We start from the raw sequence: 26,144 nt of genomic DNA, 5'->3' as shown, positions 1-26,144 counted from the left end.
CGGATCAGCACGCTCACTCCGCGCCCCCCGGCCGCCACAGCGTCGCCGTCGCGTCGCGCAGCAGCTCTTGAGTGACGACGGATGCCGGAGCCGACAGCAGCTGGGACACCGGAGCCTCCTCGACGACACGTCCCCGCTCGAGCACGACACCGTGCGTCGCGATCTGCGACAGCACGGCGAGGTCGTGGGTGATGAAGACGAGGGACATGCCGTCGTCGCGCGCGAGCGACAGCAGCAGCTCGAGGATCTCGGCCTGGATCGTCACGTCCAGAGCCGTCGTCGGCTCGTCGGCGATCAGCAGGCGCGGACGGCAGGCGAGCGCCATCGCGATCGCGACGCGCTGGCGCTGGCCGCCCGACAGCTGATGGGGATAGCGAGCCATGATGCGGTCCGGATCGGGGAGGGCGACACGGGACGCCTCGGCGACCGCGCGGGCGGCAGCATCCCGTTTCGAGAGCCCCTCGTGGATGCGGATCGACTCGGCGATCTGGCGTCCGACGGTGCGGATCGGGTTGAGCGCGGTGCGCGGCTCCTGGAAGACGATGCCGATCTCGTCGCCGCGGAGCTCGGCGAGCTCGCGGTCGGGCAGGCCCAGGACCTCTCGTCCGTTCCACCGCACGCTGCCCGACGCCGTCGCACCGTCGGGCAGGAGGCCCAGGATCGCGAGGGCGGTGAGCGACTTGCCCGACCCCGACTCGCCGATGAGTCCCACGCGGGCGCCATCGGGCACGGCGAACGACACACCGTCCACGACACGGCGGTCGCCGATGTCGATCGTCAGGCCCTGCACCTCGAGGCTCACGAGACCACCTCCGGGATGTGCAGCCGTGCGCGCCGGGTCGCGAACGGACTGCGCGAGAGTGTCGGGTCGGTCGCCTCCCGCAGGGCGTCGCCGAGGAGGTTGAGCCCCAGCACGGTGATCGTGATGGCGAGACCCGGCCACACGACCGACAGCGGGTGCACCCCGATGAACTGCTGCAGCTGCGCGAGGAGCAGACCCCAGGACGGCTCGGTCACCGGCGCGCCGAATCCGAGGTACGACAGGCCGGCCTCCGCGAGCACCGCGACCGCCATGCCCCACGAGAGCTGCACGATGAACACCGGCGCGACGTTGGGGAGGAGGTGCCGCCAGAGGTTCTGGGCCGGCGTGAGGCCGGAGGCGCGCCCCGCCAGCACGAAGTCGCTCTGCAGAACGCGGCGCAGCTCGGGCCGCGTGACGCGGGCGATGTTGACGCCGAAGCCGATGCCGACCGCCCAGATCACGACCCACAACGACCCGCCCCACACCGCCGAGATCATCATCGCGATGATGAGCACCGGGAACGCGATCAGGATGTCGACGAACACCGCCACGGATTCGCGCACCCAGCGCGCGGTGAGGGCGCCGAGGGCCGCGAGGGAGATGCCGATCACGGTTGCGACGATGCCGGCGCCGATCGCGACGAACACCGTGGTGCGGGCGCCGGCCATCAGGAGGCTCAGGATGTCGCGCCCCGATCCGTCGGTGCCGAGCAGGTGCGGCCAGCCCGGAGGGGCCCAGCGGTCGGCGATGTCGACCTTCTGCGGGTCGAACGGCGTCCAGAAGCGCGCGACGATCGCGGTGATCCCCACGACGGCGACCACGATGAGCCCGAAGCGTCCTGTCGACAGAGACCACAGCCCGCCGAGCCACGCCCAGCGCGAACGACGTCGCGGGCTCACGATGCCTCCCGCTGCCGGGGGTCGATCACGCGGTGCACGAGGTCGACGACGAAGCCGACGATGAGCACGAACCCGGTGAGCGCGAGGAGCTCGCCCTGCACCTTCGGCAGGTCGCGCGCGGCGACGTCGGCCACGAGCATGCGGCCGATGCCGGGGAGGGAGAAGAGCTGCTCGATGACCACGGCGCCGACGATGATGCCGGCGACCTGCAGGCCCAGCACCGTGATGACCGACAGTCCCACGACGGGCAGGCCGTGGCGGAGGAGCGCCTGGTCGCGCGTGAGCCCCTTCGCGGCCGCGGTGCGCACGAAGTCCTGCCCGACCGCCTGCAGTGTCGCGCTGCGCACGAAACGCAGCAGCATGGCGCCCTCGACGATGCCGATCGTGAGGGCGGGGAGGATGAGGGCGCGCAGTGCCGCCCACGGGTCGCTCCACCCCGACCGCGGGAAGCCCTGCGCGGGCAGCCACCCGAGCCACACCGCGAAGACGACGACGAGCATCATGCCCGCCCACACCACGGGCACCGCGGCGAGGGTCTGCGCGCCGACGCTGAGTCCCGTGGCCGAGGCGCGCCCGCGCCGCATGGCCGAGAGCACGCCGAGCGGCACGCTGATCACCACGGCGATGAGGAGGGACAGGATGCCGAGGGGCACGGTCACCTCCGCCTTCTGGGCGAGCTCGTCCACGACGCTCGTGCCCGTGAGGAGGGAGGTGCCGAGGTCACCCCGGAACAGTCCGCCGATCCAGGTCAGGTACTGCTCGGGGAGCGGGCGGTCCAGGCCCAGCCGCTCCCGGATGGCGTCCTGCTGCTCGGGTGTGGACCCGACACCGGCGATGAGGTGCGCGATGTCACCGGGGAGCACCCGGAGGGTGAGGAAGATCAGCACGCTGGCGACGAGAAGCCCGAGCAGGAGCAGGGCGAATCGGGTCAGCGTGTATCGGATCACCCGTTGCTCTTGGCGATCTCGGCGACGTTCAGGCGCTCGTTCACGTTGATCGACGGCATACCGGCGATGTTAGTGCCGACGGCGACGACGGAGGCCCCGTTGTAGAGCCAGTCGGCGGCGGCGTCCTCCGACACGATGCGGGCGGCCTGCTTCCGCAGGTCTGCGGCCTCGGACTCGTCGGTGGCGGCCAGCGACTGGGCGTACAGGTCCTGCACCTCGGGGTTGTCGTAGGTGAAGTAGTAGTCCGGGTGCGCCCAGTTCTCGAAGTCGCGGGCCTCGGTGTGGAGCACGAAGCTCAGGTCGTAGTCGTGGTTCGTGTAGACGTCGGTGAGCCACGTGGTGAAGTCGACCGAGTCCACATCGAGGGTGATGCCGACCTCGTCGAGGTCCGACACGAGGATCTGCGGGATCGTCGTCGAGTAGAAGCTCGGGATGGTCAGCGTCAGCTCGAGGTCGTCCTCGTAGCCGGCCTCCTCGAGCAGCTTCTTCGCGGCCTCCGGGTCGTACGGCGCGACGTCCGACAGGTCCTCGTAACCGGGGTCGAGTTCGGGGATCGGACCGTACTGGGTCTGCCCTGACGCGAGGGCCTCGATGATGGCGTCGTGGTCGATCGCCTGACGGATCGCCTGGCGCACGCGCTTGTCGGCGAGCGGGCCGGAGGTCTGGTTGAACGCGAGCGTGCCCTTGTCGGTGGACGTGCCCAGCACGAGCGCGAAGTCGCCGTTCTGCTCGACCTGCTCCTTCAGGTTCGCGTCGAAGCCCGTCAGCACGTCGACCTCGCCCGCGAGCGCCGCGTTGAGGGCGGCCTGGTTGTCGGGGATGTACTCGAACACGACCTCGGCGGCGCCGGACGCGTCGCCCCAGTAGGCGTCGTTGCGCTCGAAGGTGATGCTGTCGCCCTGGCGCCACTGGGTCAGCACGAACGGACCGGTGCCGTTCGCCTTGGTCTTGTAGTCGACGGCGTCGCCCTCCTTGAGGACGATGCCGGCGCGGCCGGTGAGGTTCCACAGCAGGCTCGAGTCGGGCTCGCTGAGGGTGAGCGTGATGTCCTGCCCCTCCGCGGTGATCGAGGTGACGTTCGCCAGACGCGCCGCGTCGCGCCACGCCGGCGTGTCGCGGCGAGTCGTGAGCGACCACACGACGTCCTGCGCAGTCAGCGCCTGGCCGTCGTGGAACGTCACCCCCTCACGCAGCGTGAAGGTGTAGGTGAGGCCGTCGGGCGAGACGGTCCAGTCGCTCGCGAGCGCGGGAACGATGTCCTGCTCGGGTGTGCGGGCGACGAGGCCCTGGTAGATGTTGTCGACGAGGATCTGGTCGAGCGCCGACCCTGCGGTCTCGCGGATGTCGAGGTTGCCGGGCTCGAGCACCAGCCGGACCGCGACCGACGCGTCGGGGTCGGGCTCCCCGGGCGAGGTCGGCGCGGCATCGCCCCCGCCACCGCTGCAGGCGGTGAGGACGAGCAGACCGGCGGCCAGCAGCGAGGCTGCGGCGAGAGAGGTGCGACGGAGCATGAAGGTCCTTTCGGGGAGGAGCCCGTGTGTGGTGTGCGGGGCCCCGGGGCTGCCCAGGGGGGTCAGGACTGCCGGATGGGTATCAGCCTAGGGATATCGCCGAGGTGCGCGGCGACTCGGTACCCGGAACGCAACAGAAGTGTTAACGCTTCCCGACCAGCGCCGCAGCGGTCACGCGACGCCGGCGATCGCACGCAGGCGCGCGCCCAGTTCCAGCGGGATCTCCTCCTGCACGTTGTGCCCCGAGGGGACGACGGCGACGGATGCTGCGGGCACGCGTCGCGCGAACTCCGCGGCGTCGTCGTCCGTGACGTAGCCGCGCTCGCCGCGCAGGAGCGTCGTCGGGGCCGCCACGGCGGCGAGATCCGCCCAGCCGGACTCGCCGAGCACCGAGGCGACGGCGTCCTGCCCTTCGACGGGCTCGGGGACCGCCGGCCCGGAGGCCGCCGCGTTCGCGAGCCGGGCGAAGTGGTGCTTCCACTCGACTCTGCCGTCGGGGCGGACACGGGAGTTGAAGTACACGCCGCGCTCGGCCTTGCGGCGGGTGCCGCCGCCGAGCCCGAAGGAGAGCGCGCGGTCGACGAGCTCGTCGCGCGACCCCCAGTCGGCGGGGCCGGCGAAGAAGTCGCGGATCTGCTGCGCCCCCGCGTTCGGGTCCAGGCCCGGCGTGATGTCGATGACCACCAGCTCGCGCACGAGATCGGGTCGGGACGACGCCACGGCGGCCGCGGTCAGCCCGCCGAGCGACTGCCCCACGAGCAGCTGCGGGGCGTCGGTCCAGGTGTCGATGCCCGCCGCGACGTCCGGCGCGAGCACCCGCGCGACGTAGGCCGTGTCGTCGCGCCACGACGAATCGCCGTGGCCGGGCAGATCGATCGCGAGAGCGGGGAGCCCGAGCGCGAGGATCGTGGTGTCCCACGTGTGCGCGTTGAGGCCCGCGCCGTGGAGGAACGTCACCACGGGGGCGGCACCGGGGGAGTCCGCGGGCGTGTACCGCAGCGCGCTCAATGTGCGTCCGTCGGCCAGCGTCAGCGACAGCCGCTCGCCGTGGGGGACGAGAGCCGGGATGCCGGCCTCCGCGGCCTGCTCGGGAAGGAACGAGAACTCGTCGATGGGGTCGCTCACCCGCTCATCATGCCCCACCCCGGCGACGCCCGGCCTCGCGCGAGCCGGCCGTGGGTAGTCTGGCGTCATGACGGCAGAACACCGCGTGCATCTCTCGCGAGCGGCGCGACCCGCCTATCAGGCGCTCTCGGCCTTCTCGAAGACCGTGGGCGGCATCGCCGCCGAGAACGGCATCGACGACCGGCTCAAAGAACTCGTGCAGATCCACGCCTCGCAGCGCAACGGCTGCGCCTATTGCGTGCGGGTGCACGTCGAGCGGGCGCTCGCCGCCGGCGTCACGGCGGACGACATCGCGCAACTGCCGGTGTGGCGCGAGTCGGGCGTCTTCTCCGACCGTGAGCGGGCGGGCCTCGAGCTCGCCGAGGCGTATGTCTACATCCACGAGGACGGCATCCCCGACGACGTGTACAACCGCATCGGCGGCGTGCTCAGCGAGAAGGAGTACGTCGCCCTCAGCTGGATCCTCGTCTCGATCAACGCGTTCAACCGGATCGCCATCGCGGGCCGGTACAGCACGCCGCCCCGCGACGACCTCGTCGGCGAAGACAAGGACGCCGCCGCGGGCGCCGCCTGGTGACCATCCCCACACCCCCTCTCGATCCGGCACCGGTCGACCCCGTCGTACCGGGCGCGGTCAACCTCCGCGACGTCGGCGGCCTGCGCGCGGGTGACGCGGCCACGCGGTTCGGGGTGCTGTTCCGCTCGGGCAACCTCGCCCGGCTCGATCCCGCCGGCACCCAGGCGCTCGCGGATCTTCGCCTCCGGCGCATCATCGACCTCCGCGCCGACGACGAGGTCGCGCGCGAACCCAGCCGCATCGCCGGTCTCGACGTCGTGACGCAGCGCGTGCCCCTGTTCCTCGGATCGGTGGAGTCCTTCTTCCGCGACGACATCAGCCTCGACGAGATGTACCGCCGACTCGTCGACGACTCCTCCGAAGGTGTCACCGCGGTGGTCCGCGGCATCCTCGTCGACCAGCCGGTGCTCGTGCACTGCACCGTCGGCAAGGACCGCACGGGCGTGACGATCGCACTCACCCTCGCCGCTGCCGGTGTCGACCCCGACGCTGTCGTCGCCGACTACGTCCGCACCGAGGGTCTGCTTCCGCCGCAGCGCAATCGCAAGATCGTCGAGATGCTGCGCGCGATGCACCCCGACGCCGTCCACCTCGAGGACCTCGCGACCAGGTCCCCGGCGCCCGTCATGCGGGCACTGCTCGACGATGTCACGCGGCGGTACGGGTCCGCCGAGGAGTACCTGCGCGCCCATGGCTTGGCGGACGACGAGATCGCCGAGCTGCGCCGCGTGCTGCTGCACCGCAGCGCGTAGAGGCGAGGCATCCGCTCTTCACGATCGGTAATGAGGTAAGGCAACCCTTCATCAGCGGTTATAGTGGAGGGGTCATGGTCCAGAACATCCAGCCTCAGAGTGCCGCGCACAACGCGTCGGCGTGCCGTGCGTCGCGTCACACGCGCGTGCAGCACCTGATCACGGCCGACGAATCGTCGCTGGCCGAGCTCGAGGCCGTGCTCGCGACCCTGCCGATCTGCTCGACGGGCCGGGTGTTCATCGAGATCCCGGATGCCTCGTGGCTGGCCGAGATCACCGCTCCGAGCCGCATGATCGTGACGTGGCTCGACCGCTCGCAGCGGTCGGGCGCGCCCGGCACCGGCCGCGGCTGCGCGTCGGGCGAGGCGCTGACGCGTGCGGTCACCGCGTGGGCCGACGAGATGCTGTGCGCCGAAGACGACGAGACCCGCATCCACCTGCTGGGCGGCTACCTCGGCACCGCCGACATCGTCGACCACCTGGTCGAGCTGGGCATCCGCGCGGACGCGATCCACACCCCTGCGCAGTACGGCCTCGCCACCGCGCGCTGAGTCGCCGTGCGGCGTCGGCGCCGCGATGCGCGCTCCCTAGGTACTGCCCCGGTATTCACCTCATTGACGGGGCCCGAGCCTCGGAGTTCGATGAGCGCGGGCGAGCTCGCTGCCCGCCCTGTCGACTGGAGGGGGCGCATCATGCGCAGGAAGATCATGTTGGGGATCGCGGTGGGGGCTGTGCTGGTGCTCGGTTCCGCGGGCGGAGCGTTCGCGGGGGAGTACAACGCCAACGGCGAGGCGACCGGCGCACGCAGCAACGCGAATTCGCCGTGCGCGTTCTCCGGCCTGGAGGACCACGAGACCGACGGCTCGGGCGTGGAGCCCGGGGCCACGCAGAACTGGGGCCAGTTCGACCAGGAGGTCCGCAAGGCCGCCAGCCTGCACGGCGGCGGCGCCTCCGAGGTCAACATCCCTGGCCTCGGGGAGTGGGGCTGCAACGGTCACACCCAAGGGCAGAAGTGATCCGAGGACGCGGTCGGGGTATCCGGCCGCGTCCTTCGTGCTGTCGTCGCCTCGTGCGATCAGGCCGCGCCGCGCGGCACGTAGTTGCCGTCGGCGAGGCCGGCCTCGATCTCGAACCGGTTGCGAAGCGGGTTGCGGCCGGCCAGCAGGTAGAGCACGGGCATGAGCAGCCCGTACCGCTGCCACTGCCGCTTGTGCACCGCCTCGTGCCGCAGCAGCGCGTCGGTGACGCGCCCGTCGCCGGTGAGGAAGCACGCGCCGACGCACGAGCCGCCGCGCGGGAACGTCCAGCGGGGCATCCCGCGGAACACCCACAGGCCCTCGCGCTTCTCGACGCGCCCGGTGCTCCAGAGTGTGCCCCAGACCCATCCCACTGCGCAGCCGTACCAGTAGCCGATGCGGCTGATCGGCGAGTCCAGGAGGATCGACGGGATGGCGTCGTCGATGCGGCGCCCCCTGATGACGGCGCGCTCCGCGGCGGCGCGCCACCCGGCGGGCGGCGTGGGGATGGGACTCACGCCAGCGCCCCGATCACGCGCAGGATCGCGCCCAGGTCGTCGGTCGCCGCCGCGACCGAGGCGGGCGAGTAGCCGGCGAGGGATGCGCCGACCAGCGGCACCCGCTCGCGCAGGCGCGCGACCGCGACGGTCAGCTCCGCCACGGTGACCCCGAACGGTTCGGGGTGCGCGTTGCCCGCGATCTCGGCGGGGTCGAGCGCGTCGATGTCGATGTGGATGTACACGGCGTCGGCCCCCGTTGCGAGCACGGCGTCGGCGAGGGCGTCGGCTTCGCGCAGCGCGTCCACCGTGAGCGCCGTGATGCCGAGCTCCGCGACGACCTCGAGCTCGGGGTCGTCGAATGACCGCGCCCCGCCGACGATCACGCGCTCGGCGGCGATCGTGCCGGCGGGAAGCGCCAGGCCGGGATCCCCGTCGCCGATCACGGCGCGCAGCGCCATGCCCGCGAAGGCGCCCGACGGCGACGAGTCCGGCGAGTTGAGGTCGGGGTGCGCGTCGATCCAGACCACGGCGAGCCCGGGGGAGCGGCGGGCGGCGTGAGCGATCGGCGCCAGCGCGACGCCGCAGTCGCCGCCGATCGTGAGCACCGGCTCATCCGGCGCCGCGGCGTCGTGCGCGTCGAGCGCCTGCGCGACCATCACGCGCACGCGCTGCAATGCGCTCGGGCGGTGGATGCCGGTGCCCAGCGATTCGCCCGCCTCCATGGGCACGTCGAGCACGGTGGTCGAGGCCCGGGGGAGGTCTCCCGCGATCGCCTGGGCGCCGTCGATCAGCTGCATCGCGCGGGAGGACGGGCTTCCCTGCCACTGCGGGACCACGAGGTAACGCGTCATCTCCTCATCTTCGCGCAGACCGGGGGTCGAGGCATCCGTCCTGCCGTCCGTTCGCTGGAGGCAGACGCGAGGGGCGCCGGATCCGTGCGGATCCGACGCCCCGAGGCAGTGAGCGGTGGGCTCAGTTCTCGATCGCGGCCTGCACCGGAGCGCCGGACTTGAGCGCGGCGAGGCGCGCCTCGACCTCGGTCAGCTCGCCGACGTCCTCGAGGGCGTTGAACTGCGCGTCGAGGGTCGACGCGGCCAGCTCCTGCTTGCCGGCGGCGAGGGCCTCCTGGCGGCGCACCTTGTCTTCGAAGCGGCCGAGCTCGCTGGTCGGGTCGAGCACGTCGATCGACTTGACGGCGTCGTGCACCTTGTTCTGGGCCTCGGCGGTCTTGGCGCGGGCGAGAAGCTCGGAGCGCTTGGCCTTCAGCTGCTCCAGCTTCTGCTTCATGCCATTGAGGCCCTCCTTCAGCTTGTCGACGACCTCGTTCTGCGTCGCGATGGTGGGCGCGATCGCCTTGGCCTCGTTCTCCTCGCTGATCTGACGCTGCAGCGCGATCTTGGCGAGGTTGTCGAACTTGTCGGCGTCGGTGGTGTTGCCGGTCTTGCGCAGCTCGTCGGCCTTGCGGCTGGCGGCGAGGGCCTTGTTGCCCCACTCGGCGGCGGCCTGCACGTCCTCCTGGTGGTCGCGCTCGAGCAGACGCAGGTTGCCGATGGTCTCGGCGATGGCCGACTCGGCGTCGGCGATCGAGTTCGTGTAGTCGCGCACGAGCTGGTCGAGCATCTTCTGCGGGTCCTCAGCGGAGTCGAGGAGTGCGTTGATGTTCGCTTTCATGAGGGTCGAGATGCGACCGAAGATGGACTGCTTCGCCATCGGTTTTCCTTCCTATCGGACGTCAGTTCTGGGTCGGTGAGTCTGGTCTGGAGACGGATGCCGCAGCTCGCTGCCCGCGGGCGGCCGGGCGATTTCGGGTCAGAAGCGGCCACCTCCTCGACGCGCGCGCGTGCCGCCGCCTCCGAAGCTACCGGGTCGCATTCCGCCCGACGAGCGGCTCGGACCGCCGCCCAGCATGCCGCCGAGGCCGCCGCCCATGCCTCCCGAGGAGCGGCCACCGCTCAGCACGGAGTTCAGCACGATGCCGCCGAGGACGGCGCCGAGCATGCCGCCGCCGGACTGGCCGCCCTGCTGGCTTCCGCCGAACATGCCGCCCGAGCCGGCGTCGAACGCGCCGACGTCGTTCTGCGCGAGCTGGATCGCCTGCCCGGCGAGCTGGTCGGCACGCTGCGCCTGCTGCATCGCCTGCTGCGGGTCGCTCGCCTGCAGCGCCTGGGCGCGCGCGAGCGAGGCTCCGGCCTCGGCGAGGCGGGTGCGTGCCTGGGCGCCGACCGCGCCGCGCCGGGCGGTGATGTAGTCCTCGGCCGCCGACACCTGCGCCTGCGCCTGCATCATCACCTGGCCGACCATCTGCCGTGCGCGCTCAGCCTGGGCCTCGGCATCCCGGACGCCCTGCACGAGCGTGTCGATCTGCGTGTTGGCCGCTTCGAGGCTCTGGAGTGCCGCGAGCGGGCGCTTGGCGGTGCCGCTGAGCTGTGCGCGCGCGGCATCGAGCTGCTGGCGCGTCGACGCGATGACGCCGGCGATCCGCCCGTCGGTGTCGGGGAGGGCCGATGCCGCGGCGATGTCGGATTCGAGCTCGGCGACGAGGGCGGTGGCGTTGCGCTCGCCCTCGGCGAGGTCGGACTGGAGCTTGTCGATGGCGTTCTCGAGCAGCATCGCCTGGCCGACTGCCTCTTCGGCGGCCCTGATCCCGACCGCGGCCTCGCCGCCGTCGCCCGCGCCGATGGCGGCCTCCGCGGCCGTGAGCTGTTCGTCGGCGAACGCGAGGCGCTGCCGTGCCTGCTCGGGATTGTCGACGACGGTCGCGAGAGCCTCAGGCGCGTACGCCGTCTGCAGGCTCTGCAGCCGGGAGGTCGCCTGGTCGAGGGATGCCTCGGCCTTCGCCTTCGCGTCGTGCACCCGCGCGAGCGCCTCGGGGGCGTTCTGCTCGAGTTTGCGCAGCTCGTCGAACGCGGCCGCCTTCTCGTCGAGGAGGGCGTTGGAGGCCTCGCAGAGCGCGATGATCCGCTCGTTCCAGGCGCGCGTGTCCTGCTCGGAATCGGGGATGTGATCGTCGAGCTTCTGCTTGAGCCCGAACGCCTCGTCGAGGCTCTGCTGCGCGGTCGCGAGTGCCGCCTCGAACTCGGTGGTCGCGGCGTCGCCGAACTGCGCCTTCGCGAAGCCGAGCTCCTGCGTGCTCGTCTTGATGGCGTCGTCGGTCGCGACGAGCAGCGACGACGCGCGCCGCTCGAGTTCCTCGACGCTGGGCTGGGGCGGACCTGCCGGCCCGGCGGTCACCGCGCCCTTCTTGCGCCGGCGGAGGAACATCACCAGCAGCACGATGCCGATGCCGACGACGACGATGACGAGCAGCCAGGTGAGCCACCCGGTGCCGCCGGAGCCGGTGGCAGCGGCGCCGGACCCGCCGACGGCGTCCGTCAGACCGTCGGCCGCCGCGTCGACCGCGCCGAGCCAGTCGTCCTGGGCGAGGGCGGGCTGGATCTGCTGCTGCTCGATGGTCGCGAGCTGCTCGTCGCCGACGGGGCCGCCCGGGTCGCCCGACAGGTAGTACGCGCGGCCCTGGGTCGCGACGGCGAGCAGGTACTGGCTGACGCCGAGGTTGTTGTCGTCGGCGGTCTGGTTCGCCCAGTCGGCGGCGCTCGCCGGGTCGGTGAACTCGTCGACGTAGACGACCCAGAGATCGAGGCCGGTGTCGGACTTGAGCTGTTCGAGTCGCGACTGCGCCTCGGAACGCTGCGCGGACGAGAGCACGCCCGACTCGTCGAGCACGTACTCCGCGCTCGAGCCGAGCGTGACCGGCGGAGTCGCGAGCGCCGCCCCACCGCTGATCGCCGTGACCACGACCACCGCAGCGGACGCCAGCGCTGCAGCCCAACGCAGTCGCATCGATCCCCCCTCTGGGACTCGGGTTCCCCCTCCCGCGAGTCTATTCAGCCGCGGGGATACGACGATAGCCCACGGCCCCGACGCCGCTTGAGTGTTCGCCGAGAACGTACGCAGGCGCCGCCGATGCGGGTCGCTCCCGCCCTGGGTGCGGGGCGGCGGGTAGCCTTGCCGATCCGGAGGAGGACCATGGACGATCGCTACGGCGCCGATGTGCTGGCCACGGGCTGGAAGGGCCACGGGGTGCGGGAGCTGCCGCGGGTGGCGGCATCCCGTGATCTCGTCGTCGAGGTGGCGGACGACGGCTTCTGCGGCGCCGTCGTGGGTGCGTCGGGCGGCATGGTGGAGCTCGAGGACCGCCTCGGACGCCGCCGGCTGTTCGCGCTGGGCGCGGGGTTCCTCATCGACGGCAAGCTCGTCGTGCTCGGTCCGCCCGCACCGGCCGCGGCGCCCGCCGGGCCGAAGCGCACCGCGTCGGGCTCGTCCGCGACCGCCGACTCGCGCGCCCGCGTCGCGCGTGCCAGCCGCATCCTCGTCGAGGGGCGCCACGATGCCGAGCTCGTCGAGAAGGTCTGGGGTGACGACCTCCGGGAGGAGGGCGTCGTCGTCGAGTACCTCCAGGGCATCGATCTGCTCGACGCCGCGCTCGACGAGGAGCCGCCGTCGGCCGAGCGCCGCTACGGCGTGCTCGTCGACCACCTCGTGCCCGGGTCGAAGGAGTCGCGCATCGCCGACGCCATCGGGCGCGGCCGCCACGGGAAGCACGTGCTCATCGTCGGCCACCCCTGGATCGACGTGTGGCAGTGCGTCACGCCCCGCGCGGTCGGCATCGAGCGCTGGCCCGAGGTCCCCCGGGGCATCGAGTTCAAGGTGGGCGTGTGCCGGGCGCTCGGCTGGCCCGCGCGCGACCAGGCCGACATCGCCCGGGCCTGGCAGCGCATCCTCGCGTCGGTGAAGACCTACCGTGACCTCGAGCCCGCCTTCCTCGGCCGCGTCGAGGAGCTCATAGACTTCGTCACGGTCCCGCAGTAACCCGTCGGGGTCGGCCGCCCTGGGTAGCCTGGAGGGGTGACGAACCCTGCCACGCCTGCGCCCGAGCCCCGCACCTTCCGTGAGAAGCCGGTGTCGTTCGTCCGGCGCAGCGGCCGGATGTCGGACGCGCAGGAGCGCGCCTGGAGCGAGCTCGCCCCGCGGTACGTCATCGAGGTCCCCCGCGACCGCGCGGCCACGAGCATCCTGCCGGACTCTGAGATCGATCCGGGCACGGTGTGGGGGCGCGACGCGCCGCTCGTCGTCGAGATCGGATCGGGCCAGGGTCACGCCATCGTGCACGCAGCGACGTCGCGCCCCGACACGGACTTCCTCGCCATCGAGGTGTTCCGCGCCGGGCTCGCCCGCACCATGCTCGACGCCGACCGCGCCGGGGCGCGGAACCTCCGCCTCGTCGAGGCGAACGCGCCCGAGGTGCTGCAGCACCTGCTCCCCGAGGCATCCGTCGACGAGCTCTGGATCTTCTTCCCCGACCCGTGGCACAAGAAGAAGCACACCAAGCGGCGCCTCGTCGCCGAGGGCTTCGGCGCGATCGCGGCGCGGGCGTTGAAGGACGGCGGGATGCTGCGCCTCGCGACCGACTGGGAGGACTACGCGCTGCAGATGCGCGAGGTCATGTCGGTCGCGCCCGAGTTCGAGGCGACGTTCGAGGGGGAGTGGGCGCCGCGCTTCGACGGTCGCGTGCTGACCGCGTTCGAGCGCAAGGGCGCGCGCGTGGGCCGCGACATCCGAGATCTGTCGTACCGCCGCGTCGCGAGGTCATGAGCGGACCCACCGGACCCCTCACCGGCCCGGTCCCGCTGCCGGGACCGGCGCCCGACCACGCGCGAGAGCCCCAGTCCGCGTCCGGCGCGGTCGCCCCCGCGCCGCCGCGCGACCCGTGGCGCTTCGTCCGACCGCTCGGGCACCGCGACTTCCGGATGCTGTTCGGCGCCGTGGTGCTGTCGATCCTCGGCGCGGGCATGTGGGCCGTCGTCATGGTCTACACGGTCATCGGCGCGGGCGGCGGGCCGGTCGAGCTCTCGGCCGTCGCCGCGGCGAACGCCATCGGTCTGCTGGCGTGCGCGATCCCCGGGGGCATCGCGGCCGACCGCGTGCCGCGCCGACTTCTGCTGCGCATCGTGGAGCTCGTGAACCTGCTCGCGATCACATCGGTCGCGCTCGCGGGCTCGTTCGGCGTCGTGACGATCCCGCATCTCGCGGTCGTGGCCTTCGTGATGGGCGCGGGGGCGGGCTTCTTCTTCCCGGCGTACAGCGCGATCCTGCCCCGCATCCTGCCGCCCGCGCAGCTGCTCGCTGCGAACGGTCTCGAGGGCGCCATCCGTCCCGCGCTGCAGCAGGCCGCGGGCCCGGCGGCGGCCGGTGTCATCGTCGCGGCGGTGCTCGCACCCGCGCACGCGGCGTGGGGCGTCGTCGCCGCGCACGCGCTGGCGTTCGTGCTGCTGCTGTTCGTACGCCCTGAGCCGCCCGCCGCCCCAGGCGAGCAGCACGAGGCGCCCGAGGGCGTGCGCGGCGTGCTCCACGACCTGCGCGAGGCGGTGGGCTTCACGATCCGCACGCCCTGGCTGCTGTGGACGCTTCTGTTCGCGACGGGGTGGGTGCTCGTGTTCGTCGGTCCCGAAGAGGTGCTGCTGCCCTTCGTCACCCGCGACCGGGTCGGGGAGGATCCGCGGCTGTTCGGCTTCCTCCTCGCGATCTACGGCATCGGCGGCGTGCTCGGCTCGATCGTGGTGTCGTCGATGAGGCTGCCGCGCCGGTACCTCACGGTGATGATGGGCGTGTGGGGCGTCAGCACGCTGCCGTTCGCGATCGTCGGCATCACCCACCAGTACTGGCTCATGGCGCTGTGCCTGTTCCTCGTGGGCTTCGGGTTCAGCTACGGCAACGTCATCTGGGGCACGCTGCTGCAGCGCCGCGTGCCGCGCCACATGCTCGGGCGCGTCTCGAGCCTGGACTTCTTCGTGTCGCTTGCGCTCATGCCGCTGTCGATGGCGCTCGCCGGCCCCCTCGCCGAGGTGGTGCCGATCGAGGCGATCTTCATCGCCGCCGGCGTGATCCCGCTGATCCTCGGCGCGCTCGCGTACGTCGCCGCGCGCATGGCGAAGGATGAGATCGAGCACCCCCTCGACCACTGACCTGTCCCGACCCCGACCGACCGGAGCCGCCGCGCATGCCCGCACATCCCGACGCCCCGCCCGCGCCGGCCGTCCGCACGTGGTCCTGGGGGTTGGCGCCCGCCCTCCTCGTCTGCCTCGCCGCCCCGGCGTTCTTCGTCGTCCGCGTCCCGTGGCTCGGGTGGGTGCTGCTCGCCGCGGGCCTTGCGGCCGCGCTGCTGACAGAACGAACCGATACTGCCGCCAGACTGCCTGCGTCGGACTCCGGTCTCCGTCAGCCGTCCCTCCTGCGGGACCTTTCGCTCATCGCCGTGGGTCTGCTCATCGTGAGCGCGATCCCCCTCAAGGCGGAGCTCGACAACCTCGCGATCTTGCGGTTCGCGATGGCCCTCGGTGGCGCGGTCGCCGTGCCCTACGTGATCTCGCGATGGGTCTATCGCGATCGCGCCATCCGGTTCCCGTGGCGCGGCGGCGGCCGGTGGACGCGGTTCCAGTGGACGTGGCTCGTCGCCGTGCTGCTGCTCGGGTGGCTGATCCTGCCGTTCTACTTCATCACGTCGGGCGTCTACCTCAACTGGCCGGTCGTCGACACCCCGGAGCTCATCGCGCGCCTCTTCGTCGGCGTGGGTGCGGTGGGCATCTGGGACGAGCTGTTCTTCATCTGCACGTGCTTCGCTCTGCTGCGGCGGCACTTCCCGTTCTGGCAGGCGAACATCCTGCAGTCGGTCGTCTTCGTCTCGTTCCTGTGGGAGCTGGGGTACCAGGCGTGGGGTCCGGTGCTCACCATCCCGTTCGCGCTGCTGCAGGGCTTCATCTTCATGAAGACGCGCTCGCTCGCCTACGTGGTCACCGTGCACCTGCTGTTCGACGCGGTCGTCTTCCTCGTGCTCGTCCACGCGCACAACCCGGGGATGCTCGACTGGCTCTTCTTCGTCTGACCCGGACGGGCCGCAACCCTGCCCAGGCCCTGCCCAGCGGGGGCGGCTAGGGTGGTCAGCGGATCCCCGACCGGGGATCCCCGGACGACGGATCAGTACCCGGTACGCGACAAGACTGGCCAGGAGCACAGTCATGGCGTGGGTCATCCTCATCGTTTCCGGCATCCTCGAGGCCGTGTGGGCCACCGCCCTCGGCAAGACCGAGGGTTTCACGAAGCTCTGGCCGTCGGTGATCTTCGGCGTCGCCCTCGTCGCCAGCATGGGCGGACTCGCCTGGGCGATGCGCGACATCTCCACCGGCACGGCGTACGCGGTGTGGGTCGGCATCGGCGCGTCGCTGACCGTCGCCTACGCGATGATCACCGGCGACGAGGCGTTCTCGTTCGTCAAGATGCTGCTCATCCTCGGCCTGGTCGGCTGCGTCGTCGGCCTGAAGCTCGTCGGCCACGAGTGAGGTCCGGGAGACGGATGCTGCGACCCGGCGTCGTGCGCCAGGGCGCAGCATCCGTCCTGGTCGGGCCCCGATGATGAGAGCTCGATGAGAGTGCCCGCCGTGGGACTGGCCGTGCCGACGCGGAGTGTGTGAGCATCCCCGCAGGAAGCCGGTGACAGAGGGGTCGCCGGCGGAGAGGCACGACCATGCCCATGAGAACCAGGCGCGCCTGGGTTGTCGCTACCGCGACCGCCCTCGTCGCCACCGTCGCTCTCGCTGCTCCCGCGTACGCGGCACCGAACAACAACTCGGTGAACAAGATCACGAAAGCCGTGACGCTCGACGCCGTCTTGAACCATCTCGAGGCGTTCCAGGCGATCGCCGACCAGTACGGCGACCGTGCCGCCGGACGCCCGGGTTACAGGGCATCCGTCGACTACGTCGTGAGCCAGCTCACCGCCGCCGGGTACACACCCGAGGTGCAGCCGTTCGAGTTCGACTACTTCGAGGAGAACAGCGAGCTCATCCGTGTGTCGCCGAACCCCACCTCGTTCGTCGACGAGTCGGACTTCCTCCGCAACAGCTTCGACACCGGCAGTCCCAAGGGCACCGCGACCGGGCCGCTCGTGCCCGTCGGTGTCGTCTACCCGTCCGAGGCGCTCCCGCCGAACAGCAACACCAGCGGATGCGAATCGACGGACTTCGCCGGCTTCCCGACGGGCGGCATCGCCCTGGTCCAGCGCGGGTCGTGCGGGTTCGCGGTCAAGGTCCTCAACGCGCAGGCGGCGGGTGCCGCCGGCGTGATCGTCATGAACGAGGGGCAAGCGGGCCGCACCGGGCTCGTCGGCATGATCGGCGACGCCACCGGGCTCACCATCCCCGCGGTGTTCGCGACCTCGGCCACGGGTGCGAACCTGCTGTCGGTGCCGAACTCGATCGTCACCGTGACGGTCGACTACGAGGCCGATACGCGCACCGCGTGGAACGTGCTCGCCGAGACCAAGGCCGGCAACGACGCCAACACCGTCATGGCGGGCGCTCACCTGGACAGCGTCCAGGACGGCGCGGGCATCAACGACAACGGCTCGGGCAGCGCTGCGCTGCTGGAGACGGCCATCCAGATGCAGAAGACCAAGCCCAACAACACGGTGCGGTTCGCCTGGTGGGGTGCCGAGGAGAGCGGACTGCTCGGTTCGGAGCACTACGTCGGGGCTCTGTCGGATGAGCAGGCGGGCGACATCGCGCTCTACCTCAACTTCGACATGATCGGCTCGCCGAACTACTTCATGGGCGTCTACGACGGCGACAACTCCAGTGGGACGGCCGCACCCGGCTTCATCCCGGAGGGGTCCGCGCAGATCGAGGACGTCTTCGAGCAGTACTACACGAGCGTCGGAGAACCGTTCCAGGACACCGAGTTCTCGGGCCGCAGCGACTACGGACCCTTCATCGCCGTGGGCATCCCCGCGGGCGGTCTGTTCACCGGTGCCGAGGGGGTCAAGACCGCGCAGCAGGCGGCGATCTTCGGCGGCACGGCCGGCGTCGCGTTCGACCCGTGCTACCACGCTCCCTGCGATGACATCGACAACCTCAATGCGCACGCGCTCGACGTGAACTCCGACGCTGTTGCCGCGGCGGTCATGACGTTCGCGTTCGACACGTCGACGGTCAACGGCGTCCGCACACCGGGCAAGTCGCACGGTGCGGGCAAGAGCATGGACGCGTTCACGGACGACGCCACGCAGTGATCGAGCGGATGCTGCGCCTCGGCGACGTGCGCCGGGGCGCAGCATCCCTCACCCTCAACCTCACATCGAGATGACTTCTTCGTGAACTCTTGACGACGGGGTTTCGGAGGAGGACATTCGATCTTGCGAAGAGAAAACAGAGACGTAAGGCCCGAAAGGACCCGGAACACAGAAACCCCTTCGCATTGACGATCCCCCCGGCGCTTCGGCACCGAGGGGATCATCGTTTTGCGCCCGGCGTCGTCGGGGCCTCTCGTTCGAAGCCGGGGCCCCGGCGAGGCTCGCGCGACGCGCGCACCCCCGCTCGTATCCTGACGACGTGGATTTCAGCCAGCTCCTGAGCACGCCGATCACGTGGTGGCAGGTGCTGTGGGCGATCCTCGCCCTGCTCGCCGGGTGGATCGCCTCGCGCATCGCGAAGCGGGCCGTCACCGACCTCATGGGCCACGTGCCCACGGCGACGCCGGCCGCGACGCGGTTCGCCGCGCGTTTCGCCCAGTACACACTCCTGCTGCTCGGCTTCGGGATCGCTCTCGCATTCCTCGGGGCCAATGTGCAGCCGGTGCTGGCCGTCGTGATCGTGCTGGTCGTCGTCGCGGCGCTGGTGCTGAGGGGCGTCGCCGACAACTTCGCCGCGAGCGTGCTCATCGCCACCCGCAAGCCTGTGGTGCTCGGAGAGGAGATCACCGTCGAAGGACCCGACGGCAACCCCATCACCGGCACCGTCATCGAGCTCAACTCCCGCGCCGTGGTCTTCACCACACCCGACGGGCGCACCGCGCACGTGCCGAACTCGAAGCTCCTCGCCGAGACCCTCGTCAACAACTCGCGCCACGGCGGCAGACGCAGCGAAGTGCAGGTGCGCGTCGAGCGCGCCGGCGCCGGGGTCGACGTGGTCGTCGAGGCGCTCGCCGAGTCCGCCGCCGCTGCCGAGGGTGTGCTCGCCGATCCGGCGGTCGGCGTGCTGGTCACCGCCGTCTCCGCCACCCGGATCACCGGGCGCGTGCAGTTCTGGCACGATCCCGCGCGAGGTCTTTCCGTCACGTCGGGGGTGGTCGCCGCGCTCACCGCGGCACTGGCGCGGCGCGGGTGGTCGGCGACCGTCACGAGCGAAGCGGTCGTGCCGCCCCTCGTGCCCGGCGATCCCGTCTGACACCGCTCGACCATGCCAAGGTGGACACGACTGTCCCCCTTATCCAGGAGCAGGAATGCAGCGACCCCTCGCCGGGCTGACCGGGCGGAACCTCGTCACCGAGCTCACCGCAGGGGTCACCCTTCTCGCGATCGCCATCCCGCTCAATATCGGGTACGCGCAGATCGCGGGGCTCCCGCCGACGGCAGGGTTGTACGCGCTGGTCGTGCCGACGCTGATCTATGCGCTGGTCGTGTCGTCTCGTCAGCTCGTGGTGTCGCCGGATGCTGCCGCCGCCGCCCTCGTCGCCTCGTCGATCGGCGGGCTCGCCACAGCCGGCAGCACGGATTACGCCACGCTCGCACTCGCGCAGGCCATCATCTGCGGCGTCATGTTCGTGCTGATGGCATTCTTCAAGCTCGGCTTCCTCGCCAACTTCCTCTCCAAGCCGATCCTGATCGGGTTCGTCGGAGGCCTCGCCCTCGACATCCTGGTCAGCCAGATCGCGAAGATGCTCGGGGTCAAGATCGACTCGGGCGGCGAGTTCGTCGACAAGGTGGTCGGACTCGTGTCGAACCTCGAGACGATCAACGCGTGGTCGGTGGCGATCTCGGCGGCGTCCGTCGCCGTCCTCCTGCTCGGCAAGAGGTATCTGAAGGCCGTGCCGTGGGCGCTCGTCGTCCTGATCCTGTCCACGCTGCTGGTGGTGCTGACAGGCCTCGACCAGCGGGGCGTCGACGTTCTGGGCGCGGTCCCCTCGGGGCCGCCCACGCTCACGTGGCCCGTCATCGACTGGCAGATGTGGATGGCGCTGATCCCGTCGGCGATCGCGCTGACGCTCGTCACGACCGCCGAGGGCCTCCTCGTCTCGCGCTCGTACGGCGAGAAGCACGGCTACCCGTTCCACGCCAACCGCGACCTCCTGGCCTTCGGCCTCGGCAACATCGCCGCGGGCGCGCAGGGCAGCTTCTCGATGGGCTCCTCGACGTCCCGCACTGCCGCGATGGATCAGGCGGGCTCCCGCACCCAGCTTCCGTCGCTCGTGCTCGCCGTGGGCACGCTGCTGCTTCTGCTGTTCGGCACCACGCTGCTCGCCGACATCCCATCGCCCGCCATCGGCGCGGTGGTCGGCGTCGCGATCCTGCCGCTCCTCGGCATCCGCGAGTTCCGGGTGCTCTGGCGCCAGGACCGCTTCGAGTTCGCGATCGGCGCGGTGTGCTTCCTCGTGACACTGTTCGTCGGCGCGATCCCCGGGATCGTCGTGGCGTTCGTGCTCGCGCTCATCAACCTCGCCAAGCGCGCGGCGAACCCCGCGATCGACGTCCTCGCCGCCGATGACGACGCGAAGCAGTCGCTCCTGGAAGACGCGGCGGCCGGCGCGACGACCGCGCCCGGCGTCGTGGTGGTGCGGATGGCAGCGCCGCTGTTCTTCGCGAACGGCGCCGTCTTCTCCGCCGCCGTCAAGCGCGCGGTGACCGGCGCCGACGAGCCCGTGAAGCACGTGGTCATCGACATGGAGGCGGTGACAGACATCGACGTGACGGGTGCCGAGGCGTTCGCGTCGCTCGAGGAGTGGCTCGACGAACAGGGCGTGAGCCTGGCGTTCAGCCGCGTGCGGGTGCCTACGAAGGCGCGACTCGACGAGCTCGGACTGCTGTCCGGGCAGACCGTCTACTCGACCAACCGAGAGGCTGTGGCCGCGCTGGAAGCGCGGGCGCCGCAGGACTGAGGGACTCACGGCCGCCGGGGCCGGAACGAAGGGAACAGGAAACATGGAACAGCGGGAACCGGAAGCGTCGATCCGTCAGGCTCACGCCGCCGCCCTGGCTGCGCTGCCGTTCGACGACGTCGATGACTTCGTCGCCGCGGACCGCGGATACATCGGCACGCTCGATGATCCGAAGATCCGCAACGACAAGGGCGACGTCGTGTGGGATGCCTCGAGCTACGACTTCGTGCAGGGCGACGCGCCCGCGTCGGTGCACCCGAGTCTGTGGCGGCAGTCGCAGCTGGTCGCCAAGCATGGACTGTACGAGGTCGTGCCCGGGCTGTACCAGGTGCGCGGACTGGACCTGTCGGTCATGTCGATCATCGAGGGTGACACCGGAGTGATCGTCGTCGACCCGTTGATCTCGGTCGAGACGGCCGCGGCCGCGATGGCGCTCTACCGCGCGCACCGTGGCGAGCGCCCGATCCACGCGGTGATCCACTCGCACAGCCACATCGATCACTTCGGCGGCGTGTTGGGAATCGTCAGCGAGGACGACGTCGACTCCGGAAAGGTGCAGATCATCGTGCCCGAGGGATTCCTCGAGCACTCGGTCGCGGAGAACGTGTATGCCGGCACCGCGATGGCCCGACGCGCCGGGTACATGTACGGCGCCGCCCTCGCCAAGGGACCGCAGGGGCAGGTCGGTGCGGGGCTGGGGCAGACCACGTCGACCGGAAGCCCGACCATCCTCCCGCCGACGCTGGAGATCACCACCACTGGCGAGACGCACACGGTCGACGGCGTCGAGTTCGAGTTCCAGATGGCGCCGGGCACCGAGGCGCCGTCCGAGATGCACTTCTACCTGCCGCGCTACCGTGCGCTGTGCATGGCCGAGAACGCGACCCATACGCTCCACAACCTCCTGACGCTGCGGGGCGCGCTCGTGCGCGACCCGCACGTGTGGTCGCAGTACCTCACCGAGGCTCTCGAACGCTTCGGCGAGGAGGTCGAAGTGGTGTTCGCGTCCCACCACTGGCCGACGTGGGGCAATGCGGAGATCCGCGAGTTCCTCGCGATCCAGCGCGACCTCTACGGCTACCTGCACGACCAGACGCTGCGGCTGCTGAACCAGGGATACAACGGCGCCGAGATCGCCGAGATGCTCGAGCTGCCCCCGGCGCTCGAAGCGTCGTGGAGCACGCACGGCTACTACGGCTCGGTGAGTCACAACGTGAAGGCGATCTACCAGCGCTATATGGGCTGGTTCGACGGCAACCCCGCGCGCCTGTGGCCGCACCCGCCTCAGGCTCAGGCGGAGCGTTACGTCGCCGCGATCGGCGGCGTCGACCGGGTGGTCGAGCTCGCGCAGCAGGCGTTCGACGCGGGCGACTACCGCTGGGCGGCGACACTGCTCGACCACGCGGTGTTCGCCGACGCCGACCACGAAGCGGCGCGCACCCTTTACGCCGACACCCTGGAGCAGCTGGCATACGGTGCCGAGAACGGCACCTGGCGCAACTTCTTCCTGTCGGGCGCCACTGAGCTGCGCGAGGGCAGCTTCGGCACGCCCACCCAGACGGCCGCGCCGCTGATCATCGCCCAGCTCACGCCTGAGCAGCTGCTCGACGCCGTGGCCATCCGCGTGAACGGCCCGAAGGCCTGGAGCCTCGACCTCGCCCTGGACGTGACCCTCACCGACCTCGGTCGCACCTTCCACGTGACGCTGCGCAACGGGGTGCTGGTGTATGTCGAGCGGGAGGCCGATCCCGAGACCCCGCTGCAGCTCACGCTCTCGAAGCCCCGCCTCATCCGGCTGGCCGGGGGCGATACGGACTCCGAGGGCATCGAGGTCCGCGGTGACGCCGGGGTGCTGCGGCAGATCCTCGGCGTGCTCGACCAGGGCGACCCGGATTTCGAGATCGTCCTTCCGTAATCGCGTGCCACCGGTCGCCGGCGCCGCGCCCCGCGGCGCCGGCGACCGGCTGTGAGGGGCGCTGGGGCGCCTGAACGGCCGGTGCGCGCGGGCCGCAGCATCCGCTCCCGCTGATCAGCCGACGAAGGGCGGACCACCGCTGGACCAGATCGCGTCCGGGCTGGGCGCGGGCAGCTCGTCCGGGAGGGGGATGATCGCCAGCGGAACCCCCCACCCTCCGCACACCCTGCAAGAGTGTCCGGATCTGCGACGTCACTCGCTCGACGCCCACGACTCGTGATGCGGTGCTCCAACCGGCTGCGACTCCCGCTCGAGCCACGCTGCCGCGGGCGGTCGATCCGCGTGGCTCTGCCAAGTTCTCGGGCTTTCTCCGCCACCTTTGCTCGCGGCACCCCCGATCGTCGTCGCGCCCGCTCCGGGTCAGTGAGACTCGTGGGTACGGCTGAGTGCAAAGGAACCTCGATGATCACTGTTCATCTTCGCTACGAGATCGATCCCGACAAGCTCGACGACTTCACCGAGTACGGCCGCGCCTGGATCCGACTCGTCGGCAAGCTCGGCGGCACCCACCATGGCTACTTCCTGCCCAGTGAGGGCGACAGCGACGAAGCGTTCGCGTTGTTCACCTTCCCGTCGCTTGCCGAGTATGAGGTCTACCGCAATGCCTCGAAGACGGATCCGGAGTGCCAGGAGGCGTTCGCGCTCGCGCGCGCCACGGGTTGCATCCGTCGCTACGAGCGTCGCTTCCTCTCTCCGGTCTTCTCCTGACAGCCGGCAGCCTGCGAACCTGCAGCCGTGGGGTCGACCTCGTCTCGCGGGAAGAGCAGAAGGATCGGGAGTCCTGATGACCCACCTTCGGGTGCGGGTGGAAGGGATTTCCCTTCCCGCTTCGTTCCGCTGATCCGCCCGACCCGGCTCCTCGCGAAGCGTGTTCGGAGGACACGAGCCGCACGGGTCAGAGGTGGGCGAACGCCGTGATGGTGCTGTCGAGTGGGACCTCCCACATCGAGACGTTCCACGCTGCGGTGCCGCAGCGGGCACGCGGTCGGTGAAGGTGAAGTTCACGCCCACGATCTGGCCCTGCGGGTTGCGCGCGATCAGGTCGATGCGCACCATGTCCTGGTCCTCGGAGAAGTTCGAGGTCACCGTGCCGTCGACGGTCATCCAGTCGTACTCCTGACCAGTCGTGATCGCGCAAGACGTCGACTGGCGACGGAGGGATCCGGCTGCGTCGTGCGAGGCGCCTCGACGCCCTACCAGTCTCTGGGGCCGGGCGTTGGGTTGAAGTCCGGGCGTTGCCGCCGTCCCTCGCGATAGTCGTCGAGCCCGCCGGGAGCCCGCCGCGAGGTTCCCGACGCGCCGGCGTCGGGGTAGCCGGCTCCAGTTGCCCACAGCTGTGGCAGCGGGTCGCGCTTGGACGACTTGAGGTAGCGCCGTTGCCGACGCCGCCGGCTCACGCGCTTCAACGCAGCAATCGCCCAACGGCCGGCCACCATCAGGAGCACTCCCCAGAGCACCCCGACAATGACCCCAGCCCAGAACGTCAACCCCACAGACGCATCCACGAGCCACACAGTAGCGCCCCACCTCGGTGCACGCCCTGCGCCTGCGCCGGCGCCGCAGATCCGCGCTGTCACAGCTCAGCTGGCGGGGCGCAGCTCCCGGATCATCTCCTTGAGCTCGACGATCTCGCTGCGCAGTTCCTCGACTTGCGTCTCCGTGGCGGAGACGGTCTTGCTGGTCTGGTCCGCGACGCGTTCGACGATCCAGGACGCGAGGGTGGCGGTGACGACACCGATGAGCGCGATGCCGCCGACCATCAGCCCGACTGCGACGATCCGGCCAGCGGCCGTCACGGGATAGTAGTCGCCGTAGCCGACGGTGGTGATGGTCACGAACGCCCACCACACCGCGTCGGGAAACGTGTCGATGTCGCCGACGCCGCGTTCTGCGTCGAACACGGAGAGCGCCGCGATGAACACGGTGAGGACGGTGGCGCCGACGGTGTACAGCACAACGCGGCCACGAAGCATGTTGCCGGTGCTGCGCCCGATCAGTGCCAAAACGGTCAGAAACCGCATGAGGCGCAGCGGCCGCAGCATCGGCAGCACGACGATCGCCAGGTCGAGCAGATGCCGGTAGAACCACCGCCACCGGCGCTTCGTGATCGCCAGCCGAACCACGTAGTCCACAACGAACACGGCCCACGTCGCGACCAAGACGATCTCGCAAGACAGGTTCAACAAACCGCCCGGTCGGGCAATGATCTGTATCGCGTAGGCGGCAAGGAAGAGGACGGCGGCGAGGGTGAGGGGCCATTCAACAGCCTTCTCCCATTTGGCGATACGTTCCCCATACATGGCGCGATTATCGCAACCGCATCGCCGCAACGGGGACGCCGGTGATGACGTGCAGAGCGTCTGCCGAGATCTGCCCCTCCGCGACGAGCCGTTGAGCTCATCTACGACGCTGTTCGAGTGCGATGTCATGGGTTCACACGAAGGCGCCCTTCGCGGCCGCCGACGGCACACGGATCCGCCGCGCTCGGTTCTTGCGTCTTCGAGGGTGCGGTGTCCAAGCTTGAGCCTCATGCCCGACGGACGGCCCTCCTCGTGCCACTGCCCGCACGAGGACCGTCGGGGTCGGCACGTCGACCAAGCATCGAGATGCGCGGTGCTAGTTGATGATCTCGGCGTCGCACTCGCGCAGCGCAGCCAGTCGGACGCGCCATGACTCGAGGGCCTCGGGTGTCAGCCGGGTCCATTCCGTGATTTCCTCGACGACGATCATGGGTGCGCTTGTCCGGTAGGAACGCGTGGGGTTGCCCGGGAACTTCTTGTCCGTGACGTTCGGGTCGTTCTCGAAGTCTCCGGTCGGCTCGACGAGGTAGACGTGCGGCTCCGCTTCGGCGGGTCCCAGCATCGCCGCGATCTCGGCGGCCAGGCCCGCGCCGTCTCGGAGGGCGGTGAAGTACACGTGGTTCATGATGACCTCGCGCCTGTAGTTCGACCGATGTCCGGCGACGAGCCGGTCTCCGGCGGCGAGGTTCGCACGCGTGCCGTGAAAGAACGGGCCGTCGTCGAGTGAAGCATTGCCGCTCATCGCGCAATTGTCGCACC

The 26,144-nt window shown here is 70.5% G+C and carries 25 protein-coding genes and 1 riboswitch; of the genes, 14 read left to right on the top strand and 11 right to left on the bottom strand.

The annotated features are described in order from the left end of the window. Positions 1-13: 13 nt before the first annotated feature. From ASF40_RS14740 to ASF40_RS14720, 5 genes are all read right to left on the bottom strand, one after another. Positions 14-802, bottom strand: a complete 789-nt coding sequence (locus tag ASF40_RS14740) for an ATP-binding cassette domain-containing protein (protein ID WP_056370382.1) — start codon at positions 800-802, stop codon at positions 14-16. Then, positions 799-1,701: an ABC transporter permease gene (locus ASF40_RS14735; RefSeq protein ID WP_056370380.1), complete on the bottom strand. Its 903-nt coding sequence runs from the start codon at positions 1,699-1,701 to the stop codon at positions 799-801. Before ASF40_RS14735 ends, ASF40_RS14740 begins: the two co-directional genes overlap by 4 nt. Next, the gene (locus ASF40_RS14730; RefSeq protein WP_056370378.1) at positions 1,698-2,648 is read right to left on the bottom strand and encodes an ABC transporter permease; all 951 of its coding nucleotides are present in this window, start codon (positions 2,646-2,648) and stop codon (positions 1,698-1,700) included. The genes ASF40_RS14735 and ASF40_RS14730 overlap by 4 nt, the downstream gene beginning before the upstream one ends. Beyond that, on the bottom strand, positions 2,645-4,159 hold the full coding sequence (locus tag ASF40_RS14725) for an ABC transporter substrate-binding protein (RefSeq protein WP_056370376.1): 1,515 nt from the start codon (positions 4,157-4,159) through the stop codon (positions 2,645-2,647). The genes ASF40_RS14730 and ASF40_RS14725 overlap by 4 nt, the downstream gene beginning before the upstream one ends. A gap of 171 nt (positions 4,160-4,330) precedes the next feature. Next, positions 4,331-5,284 carry an alpha/beta fold hydrolase gene (locus tag ASF40_RS14720; protein ID WP_235560252.1) on the bottom strand — a complete coding sequence of 318 codons (954 nt, stop codon included), beginning with the start codon at positions 5,282-5,284 and terminating at the stop codon, positions 4,331-4,333. A 67-nt stretch (positions 5,285-5,351) separates the two neighbouring features. Here ASF40_RS14720 and ASF40_RS14715 point away from each other — a divergent pair, with 67 nt between their 5' ends. The 4 genes from ASF40_RS14715 to ASF40_RS14700 all read left to right on the top strand — a co-directional run bounded on the left by ASF40_RS14715 (position 5,352) and on the right by ASF40_RS14700 (position 7,629). Beyond that, positions 5,352-5,861 (top strand): carboxymuconolactone decarboxylase family protein, encoded by a 510-nt coding sequence (locus ASF40_RS14715; protein ID WP_045297469.1) that lies wholly within the window; start codon positions 5,352-5,354, stop codon positions 5,859-5,861. Continuing rightward, positions 5,858-6,613: a tyrosine-protein phosphatase gene (locus tag ASF40_RS14710; protein ID WP_442922704.1), complete on the top strand. Its 756-nt coding sequence runs from the start codon at positions 5,858-5,860 to the stop codon at positions 6,611-6,613. The genes ASF40_RS14715 and ASF40_RS14710 overlap by 4 nt, the downstream gene beginning before the upstream one ends. A 74-nt stretch (positions 6,614-6,687) precedes the next feature. Continuing rightward, on the top strand, positions 6,688-7,164 hold the full coding sequence (locus ASF40_RS14705; protein WP_056370374.1) for an SIP domain-containing protein: 477 nt from the start codon (positions 6,688-6,690) through the stop codon (positions 7,162-7,164). A gap of 141 nt (positions 7,165-7,305) precedes the next feature. Then, positions 7,306-7,629, top strand: a complete 324-nt coding sequence (locus ASF40_RS14700; RefSeq protein WP_157549698.1) for a hypothetical protein — start codon at positions 7,306-7,308, stop codon at positions 7,627-7,629. 59 nt (positions 7,630-7,688) lie between these two features. Here the strand turns inward: ASF40_RS14700 and ASF40_RS14695 are convergent, their stop codons facing one another. The 4 genes from ASF40_RS14695 to ASF40_RS14680 form a co-directional block, all read right to left on the bottom strand. Continuing rightward, positions 7,689-8,147 (bottom strand): Fe-S oxidoreductase, encoded by a 459-nt coding sequence (locus ASF40_RS14695; protein WP_200919498.1) that lies wholly within the window; start codon positions 8,145-8,147, stop codon positions 7,689-7,691. Continuing rightward, positions 8,144-8,980, bottom strand: coding sequence for an arginase family protein (locus ASF40_RS14690; RefSeq protein WP_056370370.1), 837 nt, complete (start codon positions 8,978-8,980; stop codon positions 8,144-8,146). Before ASF40_RS14690 ends, ASF40_RS14695 begins: the two co-directional genes overlap by 4 nt. A gap of 121 nt (positions 8,981-9,101) precedes the next feature. Then, complete coding sequence (locus ASF40_RS14685; RefSeq protein ID WP_056370369.1) at positions 9,102-9,839, bottom strand: PspA/IM30 family protein; 738 nt, start codon at positions 9,837-9,839, stop codon at positions 9,102-9,104. A gap of 99 nt (positions 9,840-9,938) precedes the next feature. Beyond that, the gene (locus ASF40_RS14680; RefSeq protein WP_056370367.1) at positions 9,939-11,969 is read right to left on the bottom strand and encodes a TPM domain-containing protein; all 2,031 of its coding nucleotides are present in this window, start codon (positions 11,967-11,969) and stop codon (positions 9,939-9,941) included. A 186-nt stretch (positions 11,970-12,155) separates the two neighbouring features. On the opposite strand from ASF40_RS14680, the gene ASF40_RS14675 reads away from it, so the two are divergent. The 10 genes from ASF40_RS14675 to ASF40_RS14630 all read left to right on the top strand — a co-directional run bounded on the left by ASF40_RS14675 (position 12,156) and on the right by ASF40_RS14630 (position 23,793). Beyond that, positions 12,156-12,998 carry a DUF3097 family protein gene (locus ASF40_RS14675; protein WP_056370365.1) on the top strand — a complete coding sequence of 281 codons (843 nt, stop codon included), beginning with the start codon at positions 12,156-12,158 and terminating at the stop codon, positions 12,996-12,998. A 117-nt stretch (positions 12,999-13,115) separates the two neighbouring features. Then, positions 13,116-13,781, top strand: a complete 666-nt coding sequence (gene trmB / locus ASF40_RS14670) for a tRNA (guanosine(46)-N7)-methyltransferase TrmB (protein ID WP_396654124.1) — start codon at positions 13,116-13,118, stop codon at positions 13,779-13,781. Beyond that, a complete protein-coding gene (locus ASF40_RS14665; RefSeq protein WP_082497086.1) occupies positions 13,778-15,151 on the top strand; it encodes an MFS transporter in 1,374 nt (457 codons plus the stop codon). The genes trmB and ASF40_RS14665 overlap by 4 nt, the downstream gene beginning before the upstream one ends. Before the next feature lie 35 nt (positions 15,152-15,186). After that, positions 15,187-16,068, top strand: a complete 882-nt coding sequence (locus ASF40_RS14660; protein ID WP_056370362.1) for a CPBP family intramembrane glutamic endopeptidase — start codon at positions 15,187-15,189, stop codon at positions 16,066-16,068. Between the two features lie 58 nt (positions 16,069-16,126). Then, positions 16,127-16,192, top strand: a riboswitch (guanidine-III (ykkC-III) riboswitch). Between the two features lie 9 nt (positions 16,193-16,201). Continuing rightward, the gene (locus ASF40_RS14655; protein ID WP_056370360.1) at positions 16,202-16,522 is read left to right on the top strand and encodes a DMT family transporter; all 321 of its coding nucleotides are present in this window, start codon (positions 16,202-16,204) and stop codon (positions 16,520-16,522) included. Positions 16,523-16,707: 185 nt separating this feature from the next. Then, positions 16,708-18,249 carry a M20/M25/M40 family metallo-hydrolase gene (locus ASF40_RS14650; protein ID WP_056370358.1) on the top strand — a complete coding sequence of 514 codons (1,542 nt, stop codon included), beginning with the start codon at positions 16,708-16,710 and terminating at the stop codon, positions 18,247-18,249. Positions 18,250-18,568: 319 nt separating this feature from the next. After that, on the top strand, positions 18,569-19,402 hold the full coding sequence (locus ASF40_RS14645) for a mechanosensitive ion channel domain-containing protein (RefSeq protein ID WP_056370356.1): 834 nt from the start codon (positions 18,569-18,571) through the stop codon (positions 19,400-19,402). Between the two features lie 55 nt (positions 19,403-19,457). Continuing rightward, positions 19,458-21,110, top strand: coding sequence for a SulP family inorganic anion transporter (locus tag ASF40_RS14640; protein WP_056370353.1), 1,653 nt, complete (start codon positions 19,458-19,460; stop codon positions 21,108-21,110). 43 nt (positions 21,111-21,153) lie between these two features. Then, positions 21,154-23,025, top strand: a complete 1,872-nt coding sequence (locus ASF40_RS14635) for an alkyl/aryl-sulfatase (protein WP_056370352.1) — start codon at positions 21,154-21,156, stop codon at positions 23,023-23,025. 462 nt (positions 23,026-23,487) lie between these two features. After that, positions 23,488-23,793 carry an NIPSNAP family protein gene (locus ASF40_RS14630; protein ID WP_056370349.1) on the top strand — a complete coding sequence of 102 codons (306 nt, stop codon included), beginning with the start codon at positions 23,488-23,490 and terminating at the stop codon, positions 23,791-23,793. A gap of 872 nt (positions 23,794-24,665) precedes the next feature. Here the strand turns inward: ASF40_RS14630 and ASF40_RS14625 are convergent. Continuing rightward, on the bottom strand, positions 24,666-25,385 hold the full coding sequence (locus tag ASF40_RS14625) for a potassium channel family protein (RefSeq protein ID WP_056370347.1): 720 nt from the start codon (positions 25,383-25,385) through the stop codon (positions 24,666-24,668). Between the two features lie 316 nt (positions 25,386-25,701). Next, positions 25,702-26,127: an NAD(+)--rifampin ADP-ribosyltransferase gene (arr, locus tag ASF40_RS14620; protein ID WP_056370345.1), complete on the bottom strand. Its 426-nt coding sequence runs from the start codon at positions 26,125-26,127 to the stop codon at positions 25,702-25,704. Between the last annotated feature and the right edge of the window lie 17 nt (positions 26,128-26,144).

Origin of the sequence: Microbacterium sp. Leaf288 (genome assembly GCF_001422925.1) — a bacterium.
Lineage (GTDB): Bacteria > Actinomycetota > Actinomycetes > Actinomycetales > Microbacteriaceae > Microbacterium.
This window is presented reverse-complemented; position numbering and strand designations above follow the sequence as displayed.